This is a genomic window from uncultured Anaerobiospirillum sp., from assembly GCF_902485895.1.
Lineage (GTDB): Bacteria > Pseudomonadota > Gammaproteobacteria > Enterobacterales > Succinivibrionaceae > Anaerobiospirillum > Anaerobiospirillum succiniciproducens.
Window position 1 is genome coordinate 1 of record NZ_CABTML010000083.1, and the last position, 17,759, is coordinate 17,759.

General features: G+C 44.3%; 9 protein-coding genes and 1 pseudogene. 1 reads left to right on the top strand and 9 read right to left on the bottom strand.

The window, feature by feature from the left end; genetic code table 11:
• Window positions 1-74: 74 nt before the first annotated feature.
• Together RDO37_RS06790 and RDO37_RS06795 are read right to left on the bottom strand one after the other, a co-directional pair.
• Complete coding sequence (locus RDO37_RS06790) at window positions 75-1,040, bottom strand: flagellin (RefSeq protein ID WP_308498542.1); 966 nt, start codon at window positions 1,038-1,040, stop codon at window positions 75-77.
• Window positions 1,041-1,630: 590 nt separating this feature from the next.
• A complete protein-coding gene (locus RDO37_RS06795; protein ID WP_308498543.1) occupies window positions 1,631-1,939 on the bottom strand; it encodes a DUF4160 domain-containing protein in 309 nt (102 codons plus the stop codon).
• A gap of 278 nt (window positions 1,940-2,217) precedes the next feature.
• On the opposite strand from RDO37_RS06795, the gene RDO37_RS06800 reads away from it, so the two are divergent.
• A complete protein-coding gene (locus tag RDO37_RS06800; protein ID WP_308498544.1) occupies window positions 2,218-2,790 on the top strand; it encodes an NAD(P)H-dependent oxidoreductase in 573 nt (190 codons plus the stop codon).
• 968 nt (window positions 2,791-3,758) lie between these two features.
• Here RDO37_RS06800 and RDO37_RS06805 read toward each other — a convergent pair.
• From RDO37_RS06805 to RDO37_RS06835, 7 genes and pseudogenes are all read right to left on the bottom strand, one after another.
• Entirely contained in the window at window positions 3,759-4,700 is a 942-nt protein-coding gene (locus tag RDO37_RS06805; protein WP_308498545.1) for an SDR family NAD(P)-dependent oxidoreductase, read from the bottom strand.
• A 339-nt stretch (window positions 4,701-5,039) separates the two neighbouring features.
• A complete protein-coding gene (locus RDO37_RS06810; protein WP_308498546.1) occupies window positions 5,040-6,080 on the bottom strand; it encodes a PHP domain-containing protein in 1,041 nt (346 codons plus the stop codon).
• A gap of 1,055 nt (window positions 6,081-7,135) precedes the next feature.
• Window positions 7,136-9,073 carry an ATP-binding cassette domain-containing protein gene (locus tag RDO37_RS06815; RefSeq protein WP_308498547.1) on the bottom strand — a complete coding sequence of 646 codons (1,938 nt, stop codon included), beginning with the start codon at window positions 9,071-9,073 and terminating at the stop codon, window positions 7,136-7,138.
• A gap of 704 nt (window positions 9,074-9,777) precedes the next feature.
• Window positions 9,778-12,006: pseudogene (rlmKL, locus tag RDO37_RS06820) on the bottom strand (bifunctional 23S rRNA (guanine(2069)-N(7))-methyltransferase RlmK/23S rRNA (guanine(2445)-N(2))-methyltransferase RlmL); the annotation flags it as partial.
• 154 nt (window positions 12,007-12,160) lie between these two features.
• Window positions 12,161-14,086: a hypothetical protein gene (locus RDO37_RS06825; RefSeq protein ID WP_308498548.1), complete on the bottom strand. Its 1,926-nt coding sequence runs from the start codon at window positions 14,084-14,086 to the stop codon at window positions 12,161-12,163.
• A 447-nt stretch (window positions 14,087-14,533) separates the two neighbouring features.
• The gene (locus tag RDO37_RS06830; RefSeq protein ID WP_308498549.1) at window positions 14,534-15,772 is read right to left on the bottom strand and encodes an MFS transporter; all 1,239 of its coding nucleotides are present in this window, start codon (window positions 15,770-15,772) and stop codon (window positions 14,534-14,536) included.
• 385 nt (window positions 15,773-16,157) lie between these two features.
• Window positions 16,158-17,282, bottom strand: coding sequence for an IS630 family transposase (locus tag RDO37_RS06835; RefSeq protein WP_308498550.1), 1,125 nt, complete (start codon window positions 17,280-17,282; stop codon window positions 16,158-16,160).
• Window positions 17,283-17,759: the final 477 nt, after the last annotated feature.

The following is a 17,759-nucleotide window of genomic DNA, read 5'->3' on the forward strand; positions in this document are numbered from 1 at the left end:
CCTAAGTAGCGCTGACCCTGAAGAGCTGAGCAATTAGTATTTACATATACTGCCATTTTGTTCTACTCCTCAGATTAACCTAACAGGCTCAGGCCGAGCTGTGGACGGGTGTTACCCTGCATCAGCATGGAAGAAGCTGCCTGCTGGATAATGGACTGCTGAGATAAATTAGCAGACTCTTCAGCAAAGTCAGCATCACGAATACGTGAGCGAGCGTCAGCTTCGTTAGCAGCAACATTAGACTGGTTGCGGATAGATGACTCAAGACGGTTCTGGATGGCACCAAGATCAGCACGGTAGCCATCTACCTTGCTAATCATTGAGTCCATCAGCTCAATAACCTTACCAACATACTTGGCATTGGTTTGATCGGCAAAGTTAAGCTTGTCAACAAGTACCTGAACTTCACCTGTAGCAGTAGTCTTGAAGAATGTAGAGCCGTCTTCCTTAATTAAGTCCTGACTAGTTCCAATGCTAGAGAACATAACGGAGTTAGCAGTGAAAGTGATGGTGTCGCCCTTATTTGAGCCAACCTGCAGAGTCATTGCACCAGCAGCACCTGCCAGACCATTACCTTGAGCATTTGCATCATCACCGAAGATGGAGCCAGTCTTGGTCTTACCGTTCAGAATGGTTTTGCCAGCAAAGGTAGTCTGCTGAGCAATACGGTTAACTTCGGTAGCCAGAGAGGCGATTTCCTTGCCTAAAGCAGTACGGTCTTCCGTGGTGTTGGTGCCGTTGGCAGCCTGTACGGTTAAAGTACGGATCTTCTGGAGCATGCCAGAGATCTCATCCATACCTGCTTCCATGGTCTGAGCAAGTGCGATACCGTCTGAGGCGTTGCGGTTACCCTGGTTGAGGCCGTTGATCTGGGAGGTTAAGCGGTCAGCAATCTGGAGGCCGGCTGCGTCGTCTTTAGCGCTGTTAATACGCATACCGCTGGATAAACGCTGGTATGTAGTAGTGAGCTGGTTCTGGACGTTACCTAAATAGCGCTGGCCCTGCAGAGCACTGTAATTGGTATTAACATAAACTGCCATGTTAATTTCCTCGTGCAGTTAGATCGCATGTGTTTTGCAAAATACTGCAGGGAATAACATTGACCTGCTGTACGCAAACCTTGTTACATGGAATCATGAAACATTCTTGTTCTCAGTTTGGCAAAAATAAGCACTGCAAACTGAGACACTCCTATAGCCTGTGCTTAAAGCTTGTTGTTGATTGTTACGTTACATGTGATTTTGTATCAGCAGATACGTAGCAAAGTACTATCTCGCACAGTAGAAGCTAAGCTTTGGCTTGATATGAAAATCTTGCGCAACTAAATTAGTTTTAGCGTAGCTTTCATTCTTAATATCGTATAGCTAAAAACATAGTTAAGCCCTTGTGCAGCAATTGTTTTCAGCCATTCAAAAACGAAAAATTTGCACGTGATAACTTAACATTTTCAACAATTATTTTGACATTGTTTTGCATTTTGTCAGTTATCTTGTGAAACGCTCGTGAAACGATTGTATTTTCACCTTAATTATTTTGTCAAAACTGCTGACAAACTTAGATGTAGCAAAGCTCTGTGGCTCTTTAGCAATGTCAAAAGTGTATTGCTGTGGTTATGTTTTTTGCTGTTTTTTTAACGAAGCGGATCAATCTGAAATGGCATGAGGTTTTGCTGGCAAAGTTTCCAGTTAGCATCAAGCTCATTGCAGTGGATCAGACACCATGCTGCAGCTAAGAGCTGAGCATCACGATCAATTTCACCTTCAAGCAAGTTGCCATCAAAGTCTAGACAAGCCTCTTGGTCAAGGTACTGCACATGAATATGCGGCGGCACCATCTCATCTTCAAGATACATGTAGACGATTAAGCCATAGAAAAAGCTCACTGGCACACGGCCATCCTTGCCTACCTTGTCCGCCTTAGGCGCAGTCTCTACTTGCATGCACATCTCCCAAAATATCTAAACAAATAATCATCAACACCGCCAGTAAGGATGAATTATGTCCTCCATGAGCGGTTGTAGTTAACATCAAAAAGTATAAGACTGAGCTAGGCGGTTAGATCATGTAGTGCAAACAAAAGTTTGCCCTGATGGTACGCCTTGGTGCTCTTTGTCATTATTTAGTGCCTATGTAGCCTAATGTCACTGTCTTTGCTATGTTTGTGCTACTGAACAGTGCTTACAATGCTTTTAGATTTCAAACTTTTTGGAGTTAGCGTATGTCAAAGAATGCTTTGATCATAGATGCCGGTATTGAGGGTGCTTTTGCCAAGGGTGAGCTTAACCATCATTATGTTGCAATGGCCAAAGAGATTCTCGTATCAAAAGGCTATAACGTTACTATCACTGATCTTAATCAGCCATATGAGGTTAAAGATCAGCAAGAGAAGTTCTTAGCTGCTGACTTTATCTTAGTGCAGTTTCCTGGCTATTGGATGGCTGGTCCATGGCAGCTCAAGCGCTATTTCGACGAAGTCTTCTCCGGCCCAATTACTGTTGGCGGTGATGGTCGTCATCGTGGCACTGATGCAAAGTATGGCACTGGTGGTGTTCATACTCAAAAGAGATACATGCTCTCTTCAACTTGGAACGCTCCATTAAGTGCTTTTGATTCACAAGATGAGTTCTGGGGCGGCATCGGTATTGATGGCGCTCTTAAGCCTTACCATAAGACCTTTGAGTTCTTAGGTCTCAAGCAATTACCTACTTTTGTCGCTAACGATGTGATGAAGAACCCAAGCCATGATGAGGACTTTGCTCGCTTCAAAGAGCTCATCAACGCTAACTTCTAAGAGTAGCTTTCTTTATTTTCTAGGCAGGTTAGCCATGAGCCATCTTCTCTGACCTGCCTTGTAAATTTTAAATACCTACCCTGTCCTAGCGCCCCCTCCATAATCCAAGCCTATTCGCTGCGCTTTGGTCTATTGAGTAATCTCTAGTTTTGTACTTCTTTGCTTATCGCTTGGTTGCTGTGTTTTAGTCCCTTGATAGTGTTTATGATCGCAGCCATTGTTGATATCACTTTTGTGTGGCTGTTTTTAGCTATATTGAGTCAGTGTGCGCGGACACAGTTTGTAAAGAAACTATCGAAAAATTATCATAGTTTTTGCACAGCCATTGCCCATAAAATGGCACTTGTCTTTTAGTGCTTTATTTAGATTGCGCAGTTACTTTGCGTTATATATTCGATATATATGGCATTTATGACAAACTTTTGTATAGATTCTTGTGTAGCGAGTGCACAACAATTGCACAAAATTGCGCAATAGTTTGAGCGGTATCACTTTTTCACTTATAGATTGTGCACGAGCACATGCAACTTTCAATTCAGGGTATACACTTAACATGCTAGTTGTTTTCCAGTTTCAACTAGCACTTACTCTGTTCATTGTGACTATCCCTCATTGATCAAGCCTTATAAACTCCAGAGGTAACAATGAGGGGTATTATCTTCCTCTGCCAAAGCAGGCCATCTAAAGCCCCAACTCATCTTCAGGGCTCACAGAATTTCTCTTAAATGCCCATTAGCACTGGCATTGATTCTCATCTACCCCATCCTCTTTTAACTATGTCTTTAGTGTTCATATCTGCATATTTGCATTGAGATCACTTTGGTGGCACCTATCCACTGCTCGTCTAGTTGCGCACTTATTATGCCCATGCTATTAGCCGTGCTTTCTTTGTAATAGCTTCTAATGCATGCCTAGGTTGTACTAAAGCACCTTGCATCGTTTAGGCATGCTGTGCTTTTAGTTTTGTGTTAGAACATATTGAGGCGCTTAAAGATAAATTCAGGGATCAGACGTACTACGGCCATAATATAGCGCCATAGCCACATGGTGTAGACAACTGAAGAGCGGCTCTTAAAGCCCTTTACAATATCCTTTGCTACTCTTTGTGTTGAGGCAGTTATGTATGGCGGTAGCTTCTTATGCGCAACCATACGTGTAGCTACATAACCTGGCTTAATGGTCATCACATGAACGTCATATGCTAAGAGGCTGCAGCGCATACCTGACAAAAATGCCGTCATAGCAGCTTTCGATGAGCCATAGCAGTAGTTAGAGCAGCGCCCGCGCTCACCGGCTACCGAGCTTACTACCATGATGGAGCCAGAGCGCTGTTGTTTAAAGAACTGAGCTGTAGCAGTTAGCATGGGCAGCAAACCATTAAAGTTTGCCTGCATAATGAGATCACACTCTCTTATGTCTTGCTCAGCTTTCTTTTGATCGCCTAAATAGCCAACCGAACAAAAGAGCGCATCTAAGCCTATGAATTGGGACACCTGGCGCTCTGATTCTTGCATAGATTGCTTGGCGATGTCTTTTGCGGAGGCATTGTATGCATCGGTTGAGGCAGTAGCTGAAGTATCGAATGCAGTAGTCGCGGCAGTAGCTAAAGGATTCACTTTATTGGATGGGGTAGTAGCTAAGGCATTGTCCTGAACTATAGTTTGCTGGGCATTTGTACCTTGTCCTAGACATTCGTTAAAAAGCTGCAGCTGCTCAGCAGCACTCATGCTGGTGTCGTAGTGTTTGACCTCACAAGTACACTTGTGACTCTCTAGCTTAGTCTTAAGCTTTTCAAGTTCACTAAGATTGCGCCCACACAAGATCATATGCCATGGCTCTTCCTTGGCAAACTCATGGAGTGTTGCTATCGCAATTTCAGATGTTGCCCCAAGTACTAGCATGCGCCTCATAGTGTCCCCTGCTACTTAATGACCTAATGTGTTGTCAGTATAGCTAAAAGTACCTTGCCAAGGCTTAGATCTGGTCCAACTTTATGGTTTCTTTGTCTTTTTCGCTTTTGATAAAGGTAGCTTAGCCCGTTTGGTGCTGCTTTGTTAATGGTTCTAGGCTGCTATGTTGTTTTGCTTTTTTCTTGCATAGACTAAGGCTCATTATGTCTCTAGCTTAGTTGTATGTTTTTGCTAACTGCAGATACAACAAAGCCTTCACTGTAGAGCTATCTTTGCTCTGATGATGAAGGCTTTGGGCTATGAGCACGTAACGTATGCTAGTTTTTTGTTTGGTGACACTTACTCTGAGGCGCTGCTGGCGTCCTCTTTTTTGTAAGTGATGTGGACTAAGCGCTGCTTAAAGTTAGCGCCCATACCATAGCGCTCTAAGATTGGGCTGTGCCAGACTGGAGTTACATCGCTTGGCAGATCGATGTTTTGGCCCAAATCGCGATGGAAGCCCTCATTGTGGAAGTCTGAGCCTAAGCTTGCGAGCATCTCGTACTTATGACACAGCTGCACTAAGTAGTCGCGATCTAATTGACGCTGTTGAGATGAAGATACCTCAATAGCCTCACCGCCTGCTTTCTTAAACTCGTATACGAGCTTACGCAGACGCATATTGGAGATCTTGTAGCGGCGTGGATGAGCTAATACAGCAATACCACCTGCAGCCTTGATGACCTCAACCGTCTCTTCAATTGGTCCCCAGACGCTCTTTACATAGGCATCTTGACCACGACGTAAAAACTTGTGAAAAGCATCATCTACGCTTTTAGCCTTTCCATCTTGGAAGATGAGGCGTGCATAGTTACCACGAGTAATGGAAGCACCTTCACGGGCTTGCTCACAGCAGCGCTCATATGGTCTTTCAAAACCAAGGCGCTTGAGCTTTTCACCAATAGCTACCGCACGTTGAGTACGAGCAACTTTGAGTTTTGCTTCAAGCTCTTTGAGTGAATCGTTATTAGGATCAATACCTAATCCTACGATGTGGATTTGCTCATCGTACCAAGTAGTAGAGAACTCCACACCCGGAATCACAATCAAGGTACGTTCGCTAGGAGCACGATGTAGTTCACCGTTATCTACACCATTTACCTCAGCATTTTCCTTAATGTAGGTTTCAACAGGAGCATCAGCATCACCATTTAAGAGCTTGGCATTAAGGAGTGCTGCTCTTTGCACAGCATCAGCAACACCAGCGGTGAGATCGTGGTCAGTAATGGCAATAGCATTTAAGCCTCGACCATAAGCACGATCAATCAGCTCACTTGGGGAGAAGCCACCGTCAGAGGCATTGGTATGGCAATGAAAATCGATATTGCTAACTATAGTCACGAAGACCTCCGACTAGTAAAAAATGCTTCGTTATGCAGATAAGGAATAACTACCTTATTGCCTAATTCCTGATGCTCAAAAACGAGAGCTCGACGTACACTCTGTTAAACACGAGCAAAACAACGCCGTATAATATTTTAATGTTAATCGCTCTATTGCGTCGTTACTTGAGATTTAAAAGCAAGACTAAGCGTTTTTGCTTATGCTCAAGACCATCATTTAGAACTGTAAGTTAAGCTAGGTTTAACACTTAACGAGCATATATTCCGTAAAAGAACTACTTTGAGACGCAAGTGAGTATATACCAACCGTATGAGATCTAGATCAAAAATTGTTGAACAATAATGATCTTCATCTTGAGCGAAGCTGCGCCTTAGACTCTAGTACTTACTTTCTATTAGACTCTAGTACTTACTTTGCAATTAGCACTAGTACTTACTTAGCTCTTAAACACTAGTTCTTGGTTTGCTTAAGACATTCGTATGGGATTAGCGTTTGCCACTACTTGCAGCTTTTCATTTGGATGCTGTTTATAAAAATTGAGCAAGATTTAGTGTGCCTTGAGTAATAGAGTTTTGTTGAGGGTTTAGCTTCGGTAACGTTAATTGCAGTATGCATCCCTTGGCAGCATATCTAGCCTCAAGAGCAATTTACAGCTGTACGCCTTGCCTAAGCAGAGCCCTAAGCCGCTCCATACTGCGTCAACCGTGTTTAAATACTTGCTTGCAGTTAAGTGCTTAAGTACATGCGTGCAGTTACGTGCTTATGCCAATGCGTGCTGTTACGCTGCTGAATATGTCATTGAGCTATCAGACTACTGTGTTTGGCAGTCTTGGTGCTTACTGCACGTTGCGATGCAGAAGATATGGTGCTTAGCTGGATTTGCGCTTAGATATGGCGGCATGGCACGTATTTTTATGGATGGGAGTGTGCCATTCTGGAGTCTGCTAGTTTGCAAGACATATGATAGTTCGCGGCACCTTGCGTAGCTTATGGCTTGGCAAGGTGCTGCGTTAACTTGGGAGAGCTTGATGATTTGTATGGTGCTCTTTGAGTTAGCCTTCAGACTTTGAAAGGAGCTCCTCAAAGCGCTCGTAGAGAGCATCAAGCTTAGCTTGCATGTCAGTGCGCTGCTGATTGACCTCTTTAATGGCATCCGGGCCTTGAGTGTATAAGGCTGGGTCTGCGATCTTGGCATCAATGGCTGCGAGCTCTTCTTCAAGCTTGCTAATGTGATCAGGCAAGTCCTCAAGCTCATGAGCCTCAGTAAAGGAGAGCTTGTTAGCTTTCTTGGCTGGGGCTGCATTGTCTGCGGGCTTGTCTGTGGTGTTGGCTTGAGCATCATCGGCCTTGGCAGCTTTAGCCTCTTGGGCAGCTTCGTTTTGTGCAAGCTTACCTGAGACTACTAAGGAGACGTTCTTACCAATGCGGCGGTAGTATGCCTCCACATCAGACCAGCCACCCACAATAGTCTCGATATTGCCAGAGCCGTCAAAGACCCAAGTCTCAGTCGCAAAGTGATCGATAAAGCGACGATCATGGCTAATGACGATAACTGTGCCTGGGAAAGTTTGGAGCATTTCCTCAAGCAAGTCTAAAGTCTCAAGATCAAGATCGTTAGTTGGCTCGTCCATGATGAGCACATTGCAAGGACGGGCAAAGATACGCGCTAACATTAAGCGGTTCTTTTCACCACCAGAGAGTACCTTCGCTGGAGATCTAGCACGACGCGCTGTAAAGAGGAAGTTCTTTAAGTAAGAGAGCACATGAATGTTCTTACCATTGACGCAAATGTCTTGCTTGCCCTCTGCTACGTTATCGGCTACTGACTTTTCAGGGTTAAGCTGCTCATGGTATTGATCAAAGTATTGAGAGGTTACATTAGTACCAATACGTACATAACCATGAGTTGGCTTTAATAGACCCATCAGCACTTTGATAAGTGAGGTCTTGCCAGCTCCATTAGGTCCCACAATACCAATACGATCACCACGCATTACTACAGGTGAGAAATCCTTAATGATGTCCTTACCGTCGTAGTTTACGTTGATATGATCCGCCTCAAAGACGATATTGCCAGAGCGATCTGCCTCAGAAATCTTAATAATGGCCCTACCCTGACGATCGCGTCTTTCGGCACGCTCTTTACGCATAGACTCAAGATTGCGTACACGACCTTCATTACGGGCAAGACGTGCTTTAACACCACGTCTAATCCAAGCCTCTTCTTCAGCTAAGATGCGGTCAAACTCTTTACGCTCGAGCTCTTCCATACGTAAACGCTCATCGCGCAAACGTAAGTAATCATCAAAGGAACCTGGATACGAGTAGAGCTTACCGCGATCTAGCTCCACAATACGAGTAGCTAAGTTATCGGCAAAAGTTCTATCGTGGCTTACAAAGACTGTAGTGCCCTTAAAGCCCTTTAAGTATTCTTCAAGCCACGCAATAGTTGCGATATCTAAGTGGTTAGTAGGCTCATCTAAGAGTAATACCTGTGGCTCATTGGCTAAAGCTGCAGCTAAAGCAGCCTTACGTCTCCAACCACCTGATAAAGATGCCAACGGGGTATCAGGGTCAAGATCAATCTTATTTAAGATCTTATAAATAAGCGCATCTTTTACCCAGCCATCATGGTGCTCAATAAATGAGGCAAGCTTCTCTTGCTCATGGGCGTCAGTGCTTTCTCTAAAGGATGCAAGAGCATCACCAACCCCATCGATACCACGGGCTACCATGGAGTAAACGGTGCCCTTTGCATCCTGTGGCGGATCTTGCTCTAAGCGATTGACTCTTAAGCCGTCTTTAAAGATAAGACGACCAGAATCAAGCTCAATACGATGGTCAAAGAGCTTAAGTAAGGTGGATTTACCTGTACCATTACGGCCCACCAAACAAACTCTTTCACCCTCTTCTAATGCAAAGTCAGCCTTGCTCAATAAGGCGTCATCACCAAAGGCAAGATTACCCTCTAAAAGTGTTACTAATGCCATGGTAAGACTTACTCCTCACTACCCTTAATGTCCTTTACGCCAGATGGGCCCCAGACACGTGGCTTATGAGTGCTTGCAGTAGAACGAGCCCCATCACGTGAGTTAAAACGGCCACCGCGATCAGAACGCTCACCGCCAAAGCGGCTGCCACGATCGCTACGCTCGCCACCAAAACGAGAGCCGCGATCAAAGCGATCATTGCGGTCGCCACCAAAGCGAGAGCCACGGTCAAAGCGATCATTGCGGTCTGAACCAAAGCGGCTGCTGCGATCATTGCGCTCGTTACGGTCGCTGCCAAAGCAGCTGCTGCGATCATTTCGATCGCTGCGGTCGGAACCGAAGCAGCTGCCGCGCTCGGAGGTAAAGCGTGAGCTACGCTCTTCGTCACCGGAGCGGTCGGTGTATGTACGCTCACGATTGCCCCAGGAGCGGGACTCACGGGTAAACTTACGCTCATCATCGCGCTCAAAGCTATTAGAGCTTGAACCTCTGCGATAGTCACGAGCTGGAGCTTGACGGTCATCATAGCGACGGCGGTTGCTGTCACGATTGAATGAACGCTCATGGCGATCGGATGAGCGATCAGAGCGACGATCTTCTTGCTCACCACGATAAGTAAAGCGATCTTGCTTAGCCTCGAGATCACGAGACCAACGTGGACGCATGGTATTGCTTACTAAGGCCTCAGCTTCTTTACTCTGAGAAGCCTTGTTGTAAGTAAGCTCAAAGCAAGTGTGCAGCTGCATATCACGCTTAAAGTCAGGATCAAAAGTTTCCTTGGTGATATTGCGCACAGTAAAGCCGTACTCTTCTAAGCCGTCATGTAACTTGAAGTTACGCTTGTTAGTACAGAAGATGACCTTACCACCGTCATTTAAGTGACGAGTTAAGTTGCCAAGCATGAGTAAGTGATCACGCTGTACATCAAAGCTCTTCTCCATACGCTTAGAGTTAGAGAAGGTTGGTGGATCAATATAGATAAGGTCGTAAGTGCTGCCTTGATCTTGGGATAAGTAAGCTAAGCAATCAGCCTGCACAAAGTGATTTTGCTCAGATGCGCTAGTGCCGGAGTAGTTAACGTCCATATCATTTAAGATAAAGTTCTCACGGCCCCAATCAAGATAAGTACGGCTCATATCAACTGAGACTGTACGTGTAGCACCACCCATAGCTGCAGCTACAGAAGCAGTACATGTGTAGGCAAAGAGATTTAAAAATGACTTTCCTTGTGCCTCTTTACGAATTAAGCGGCGGATTGGACGAGCATCTAAGAATAAGCCTGTATCTAAGTAGTCACGCAGATTTACTCTAAAGGCAATATCAGCCTCATAGACATCCATAAAGTGGCCAACAGCATCCTCACGCTTTTCGTACTGTGAGTCGCCCTTTTGCTTTTCACGTGACTTAACAATGACGTTATCGCCTGCAGCACCAGTAACCTTAATGGTAGCGGCAATCATATCTAAAAGACGCTTTTGAGCTACAAACTCTTTAATGGTTGCAGGAGCTTGATACTCTTGAATGACATAGTACTGATTGTAGCGATCGATAGCAGCGTTATAGTCAGGCAGATCAGCATCATAGACACGATACGCGGTGATCTTTTCTTTATCGGCCCACTTAGATAAGTTCTTTAAATTCTTGGTAAGACGGTTAGAGAAGTCTACTGCTACTTCAGCCTGTGCATTCATAGCTGCATAGGCATTAGCACCGCCTTGATTGATGGCGTTTTGGTCGAGATTATCAAACTGACCTGACTCAAGAGCAATCTGTGCACGATCGAGCTTAAAGGTACGCAGCTGACACTCAAGAGCACCATTAAACAGACGGTATGACTTGTCTACTGACAGACGCAGACAAGATAAGAGCTCAGTAGAGGTAGAAATAACTGCAGCCTTGCCACCAGCAAAACAAGTCTTAAGCTTATGGCCTAAGGTGGTGTAAAGCAGAATTAACTCATTGAAGTTACCCATTCTCTCGCCATATGGAGGGTTGGTAACTACAGTGCAAGGCAGATCATTAACCTCAGTTAATGGATTGATGAGCTGATCTAATGGACGATGCTCAACGCTGATGAAATCTTCAAAGCCTGCATTGGCAATATTTTCTTTAGCACGCTCAATTACGTACTCATCAGCATCAAAGCCATAAAGCTTAATACCACGCTCTTTAGCCTTTGCTTTACCTGCCTCAGAGCGCTCTTGCGCTTCACTTAAAATAGCACTCCAAGCACTCTCGTCATAATCTTTTAAGTGCTTAAAGCCATAGTCGCTGCGCATGAGACCTGCAGCTGTATCTGTGGCAATAGCAGCAGCTTCTAACAGTAAGGTGCCAGAGCCACACATTGGGTCGACAAAATTATCCACACCAGTGTAGCCAGCACGGGTAACCATAGCTGCAGCTAAGTTCTCCTTTAAAGGAGCCTTACCAGTAGATCTATGGTACTCACGCCAGAATTGAGCACTACCAGAGAGGTCTAAGCTAACAGAGACCTCGCCTTTCTTTAAGGTGGCGACAATGTGCACCTCAGGATTGTGCTTATCTACATTTGGTCGCTCCAGCTTGCTGTCGACAAAGCGATCGCATACAGCGTCCTTAACACGCAGTGCGCCGTACTGAGTGTTGCGAATGGAGTTGTTAGTACCATTGAAGGTAACAGCAATGGTCTTGTCAGAACTAAAGTAGTTCTCATAACCAATACCATGAGCACCCATGTACAGATCGCTATCATCCTCGCAACGGAAAGTGTTTAACACTAAGAGGATACGAGAGGCAAAGCGGCTGTAGAGGCAGACGCGCATCGCAAGGTTCATATCACCACTAAAGGATACGCCTGCTACCGTTTCCTTGACTGAGGAGGCTTGTAAAGCATTTAACTCGTTGAATAAGAGTGACTCTAGTCCTTTAGGACAGGTAGCAAAAAACTTCTGCATACAGATAAGATCCTGAAAATAACAGCAAACTGTGAACTACTCATTATATCAGATAAGTGCATATTGCACTTAACGCCAAGATATACTAGCTGCTAATAGCCCCTACCTGTGCCTGCTTACATACCACAGCACAAGCAAAACAATGCCATTGCTTTTAGAGGGTAAGGTCAGCTCTTAGACTATGGCCTGATGAAGTCTTAATGTGCAGATAGTCAAGCAAGACGGCCTGAAGCTCAGGGCTATTGGATTCCTCAAAGAGTGTGCGTAACTCACTTAGCGACATATGATGCTCAACTATGCCGGTCTTGAGCAAGGCTGACATGGTATCAGCCCTATCGTGCTCAAGGAGCATCTTTATAAAGCCCGTCAGACATTCACCTTCAAGCTTGCACAAAGGGATGAGCTCTAAAACTATGTCCTTTTGATCAACTAAAGGCGCTAGTACCGCACTCTTGTGGATTGGCAAGAGCTGATTTTGCTGCTGCAATAATTTAGCAAAGGCCACCACGTTGTGAGGCTTTTCTTTTAAAGCCTGAATCATCAAGGCATTAGAGAGCTTGTTTGCGTACAATGAGTCCTGCGAGCTAATAAAATAATAGAACACCGCGTCTTTGGCTAACTCTTTTTGCTTGCGTTCACTCATATCTAAAAGATAGCTGTAAAAGCACTTCCACGGCTTATACTCATAGTCATAAAGTGTTGCCATGAGAAAATAGCAAATGCATCTAAAGCGCTCTTCAACTGCAATTGGCTTATATGAGCGAACCTCGCCTGTCTTATCAGTATACAAATATGAGCTTATATTGCTCATTGGCTCAAATGAGCTAAGGAAGTTTAAGCATTCGCGCTTATTAGGCGATATATAAGTATATTTCTTGCGTTTGCTGTCAAAATCCTTTCTCTCAATGAATGCACATGAGTCACGATCAAAGTCATATATCTCGTCTGAATAAGCTCCTGTATACCTGAGCATGCTTTTTCTCAGCGCCATGATCTTTTCATAACCACCATAGCGACAAGCCAAGAACATTAGTGTACGAGGATCATCTATTATGTCCTTGTTCCTGCGTCGCCTGAGCTCAAAGCTTTTACACTCTTTAAGTATCAATGAGATATCTTTTCTAGTCCCGCGCAGCACTGCCTCAGTAAGCAATGTCGAGTCATCAAGGTAGCTCTTCTCATGCTGATAATCAAAAGGCTTGCGCCACATCTCGTTGAAAAATCGACGCACCATCACTAGCTGCTTGGAAATCGAAAGTTCATAAAGCTCACGCTCATGGCGTACCATGAGACGCATATAGTGATCTTTGATCTCTCCTGAATAGAGCTCACTCTTATGACAAAAGCCGCTTAGTGCAAGATATGTAAGTTGCGAAGGCCCTTCAACCTCCCACTTTGGTGTAATCAGCACGGCATTATGCTCGGAGAACAGCGCCTCAATATCTTGCTCATCGAGGCTAAGTGATGTGATCTCTGGCCCATAGAAAAGTAAGAGATTTGCTCGCTTGCTAGCAAAGAGCTGCAAACTTAAGAGCTTGCTTATTTGCCCAGGCTCTAAACTCTGACCCTTTAGTCTAATCGTAACTGGAGGCTGATCATATGGGCGCAGCTTTTTTGTCTGCTGCATGTACTGAGCATAAGACTGCTCCATCTTCACAGGTAATGGCGTACGAGCAGGTACTGCCACAATAACCCTTTCTTTAAAGATCAATACGCCATTGACAGATTGATAGAGCTTATTGTCCTTGCTTACAACATAAGACTGCAGATAAGGCAAATCAAGACTCAGCACATCAAAGAGCACGCTATCTTTAGCTAAGCTTTTTGCCCTGCTCTTTTTGCATCGATGCACGGATAGAGAGTCTGCTGATGCGCCTTTTGAGATGACATGCGGACAGCTACAGTGCTCATCATACTTATGTCCAATTAAGGTACTAGGCAAACAAAGCTGAGTTATCTTGCAGTCTTTATCAAACACGCCCTTACGCGCAATGAACTTAACGCCCTCTGGGATCTCAACCTTACCGCCCGTGCCGTGGTATGCCACTAGCTCGCCATCTGCACTGATCTCAAATTCCATACAACCCCCGGATAATCTGAACACCCATCTTAGCAACTTGCCACCGACCGACTTAACCTATCAAGAAAAGGTTATGCACTTGCTCGCAAAGATGAGTCATCATAACGCGGCTAAATAGAAAGATTGCCTCTAGTGCAAACTAATTGATGCTTATATCCCAAAATTGAGCCACGCATGCACCACGCGCTGCCATGATAACGGACTTATCAGGCCCAACAGCAAAGCCACGCTTTAGCAAAAGCACAGCTAGTCCATCTTTCATCCAAATGGTGGCATGGCAAGCAATGCTTAAACAAGACCCATTGATTTAGAGGGTAAGGTAAATGTGGCTGGGATATAGCTTTTGATGATGAGTGCTGATGTTGTATCTAAATACGAGCAAGGCCATCTAATGATGGCCTTGTTTGTTGGTTTAGAGTAGTGAGTCTTTTCTTAGATACGGCTTTCTTAAAGTGGGCGGCCGTTGATGGTTTTTGGCAGAGCCAGGGCTACAATGCCCAGGAGCGGCATTAAGGTGGTGTATTGGAAGACGGCCTCAATACCAATGTGATCGGCAATTACGCCTAAGACACCGGTGATGACACCACCAAGACCAAAGGCAAAGCCAAAGAACACACCTGAAACTAAGCCAGTACGACCTGGAGCTGCATGCAGCGCACTAACTAAGATAGCTGAGAATGCACTAGAAATAATGATAGCGGCGATGATAGTTAAGATGATCACGCCGGTAAAGTTCACATATGGCAAGGCTAAGGCAAATGGTGCGGCACCAACAATAGACAGGAAGATAATACGGCGGCGACCAAACTTGTCAGTTAATGGACCACCTAGCACTGTGCCTAAAGCAGCTGCAGCTAAGAATGCAAAGAGCACATACTGTGAGACAGATACGGATACTCCAAACTTCTCAATTACGTAGAAGGTAAGATAGCTGCTCAAAGATGAGGTGAAGACCATCTTTGAGAACATCAAAACAAAGAGCAGTAAGAAGAGCTTGCCAGTTGCGCCTCTAAAGATAGATGACAGTGGCGTGGTAGAGGCACTCTTTTCAGTTGGAGACTTTAAGCCAGCAGGTACCTTTAAGCTCATACGGCCAATATAGAAGAGCAAGATCATGGCTACAGCTGCAAAAGCAGCAAACAGCGCAATGCCATCCTGACCATATTGAGTCAAGATCAAAGCGGCAGCTAAAGGACCAAAGGCTGCACCGCCATTGCCGCCTACTTGGAACACAGCCTGAGCAAGACCAGGTCGACCATTGGCAAAACGCTGAGCACGACGTGCTGCCTCTGGATGGAAGATAGCAGATCCGGCACCGATAAAGGCAACCGAGATTAAGATCATCTCATAGCTATGCGCATTTGAAAGTGCAATCAACCCTGTAAAGGTCACGCCCATGCCTACAGTAAGCGACTGATTAAATGAGCGGTGATCTGCTGCCCAACCAACCATTGGCTGCAGTAACGAAGCAGTAATCTGAACAACCATGGTAATCAAGCCGACCTCAGCAAACGTCAGCATGTAGTTTTCTTTTAACAATGGCAAGGTAGCTGGAATAACCGCCTGAATTAAATCATTACAGCAATGGGCACAGCACACTAATAAAAGCATCTGCATCGAAAAGCGTGCAGCATTACGGCGGATCTCATCATCCTCAACAAAAGTTGGGTTCTCACTTAGACTCATATTAAGCTCAAAATCCAAACATACTCACACATGACACCACATCCCAATACAAATATGTTTCACTCCCTCATATACAAGTATATCAGCTCGATAAAAAAGCTGATTTGCATCTGATTGGCTATAGATAAAGATACGCATCTACCCTTAATTGCAAGCTAACATGGGGCACACAAACAATTGCACGAGGCAGACAAACGCACTTTCTTAGCGCAGATAGCATATGCCTAGCTGCGTAGCAAAAAGCTGATAGCACTTAGCAGTTAGCCTAAAGCAGCACGCTGCTCGCAGTTTGCAGTTCACAACAAGCTACTAGCACCACGCCGTTTCGAGTTAGCAGCTAGAAGTTAAAGCTAGTAGTACGCTTCATAAATACGGTAATTAAAAATTAAACATCTAACTCATCGAGTTTGTATCTCCATTTAGGAGCCACGGGAGCCTCATTTATTAAATCAATGTATGCCATTATGCGAGAAGATAACTCTTCTTTACTTTTAACTCGCATACCATGAAGGAGGACTCGTGACATTTTTCCAAACCACCCTTCAATCAGGTTTAGCCATGAACCGTGTTTGGGAGTGAAAACAAACTCAAATCTGTTAGGAACACTTTCTAAGTATGCCATGGTTTCTTTAGAGGAGTGTGCCCTATGGTTATCTAAAACAAGCTTTATAAGCTTTCCTTTTGGATACGTGCTGTCAAGAAGTTTAAGATGCTCTATGAACTCAAAGCTTCTATGACGCTCACGAACAAGTGCTGTTATCTTGCCTGATACAAGGTTGATGCTTACAAGAAGCGTGAGTGTTCCATGCCGCTTGTACTCATCATCTCTTGATGTAAAGCCATGTTTTAAATTGGGATTTCTATCTTCATGTATATTGGACAGAGCCTGCATACCAGTCTTCTCATCAAAGGAGACATAGTAGCAATCATCAGTTAAGCCTTGCTCAATTGAAAGACTAACTTCCTTGTAGAGCATGAGAACGTTCTTCATTTTTTCTTCGAACATCTCATCAGTTCTTGCAAGATAGTACTTAATCTTGTGCGGCTTTATGTCACTCTTATTGAGAATTCTCCAGACAGTAGATTTTGATGCATTACTCAGCTCTGGATAGTTCTTTTCCATGCAATGTTTTCTGACATGCTGCTTAAGCAAATCAATTGTCCACAGTTCATGAGGATAACCATATGCTGTTGGCTTGTTGCAAGCTAAGTCCATCACATAGCATTTTGCCTCATCCGAAATTGAAGCCGGTCTTCCAGAACGCTCTAGATCGCTCCAGCATGATGAAAGCCCGTACTTTAAGTACTTGTTTATGACAGTATGCACTGTTTTACGAGTTACATGTACCTCATTGGCTATGTCTTTTGGAGATTTGCCAGAATTGGCTAATGAGAGGATTGTGGCATTCCTAAAGGCTGTGTGAGTCTGATTTCTTTCTCTCAGAACTTTAGCAACATCATCTGCTTCATCGTTACTAAGACGAACAATTTTGGTTACTGGGCGTGACATAACAAAGGAACTCCTGCCAGGATGTTCCTCTAATATATCACTTATACAGTGTTTAATGCTAAATTAGTGTATATACTTATGAAACGCTATACTAGATTAATTGCGTGATCTCTTGAGTTAGCAAGCGCTTATATATGCGATACATATGTGGCTATACAATGAGAGGTAAGCTTTGAATTGGGGGAAGCTGCTAGGTGTACTGATTTTTAAACGTACAAAATCATGAGTTTGCTTGTTAAAAGTTTTGTTATGGTGCACTTAAACATATACTGCACCTATATTGTGAGCATATTGCTTGTGATAAAGCATTTAAATAAGAATGTATGCACAGTAAGACTTGTTTCCGTCCTGACAAAAGACGGTGTTCCGTCCTGCCGACCAGATCATGCACATCTGTTCAGAGAGTATTAGGCGGCAGAGAGATTAACTACCATGATCGATTGCTAAAGCTAACACTAATTGCTTATTTGATCATGA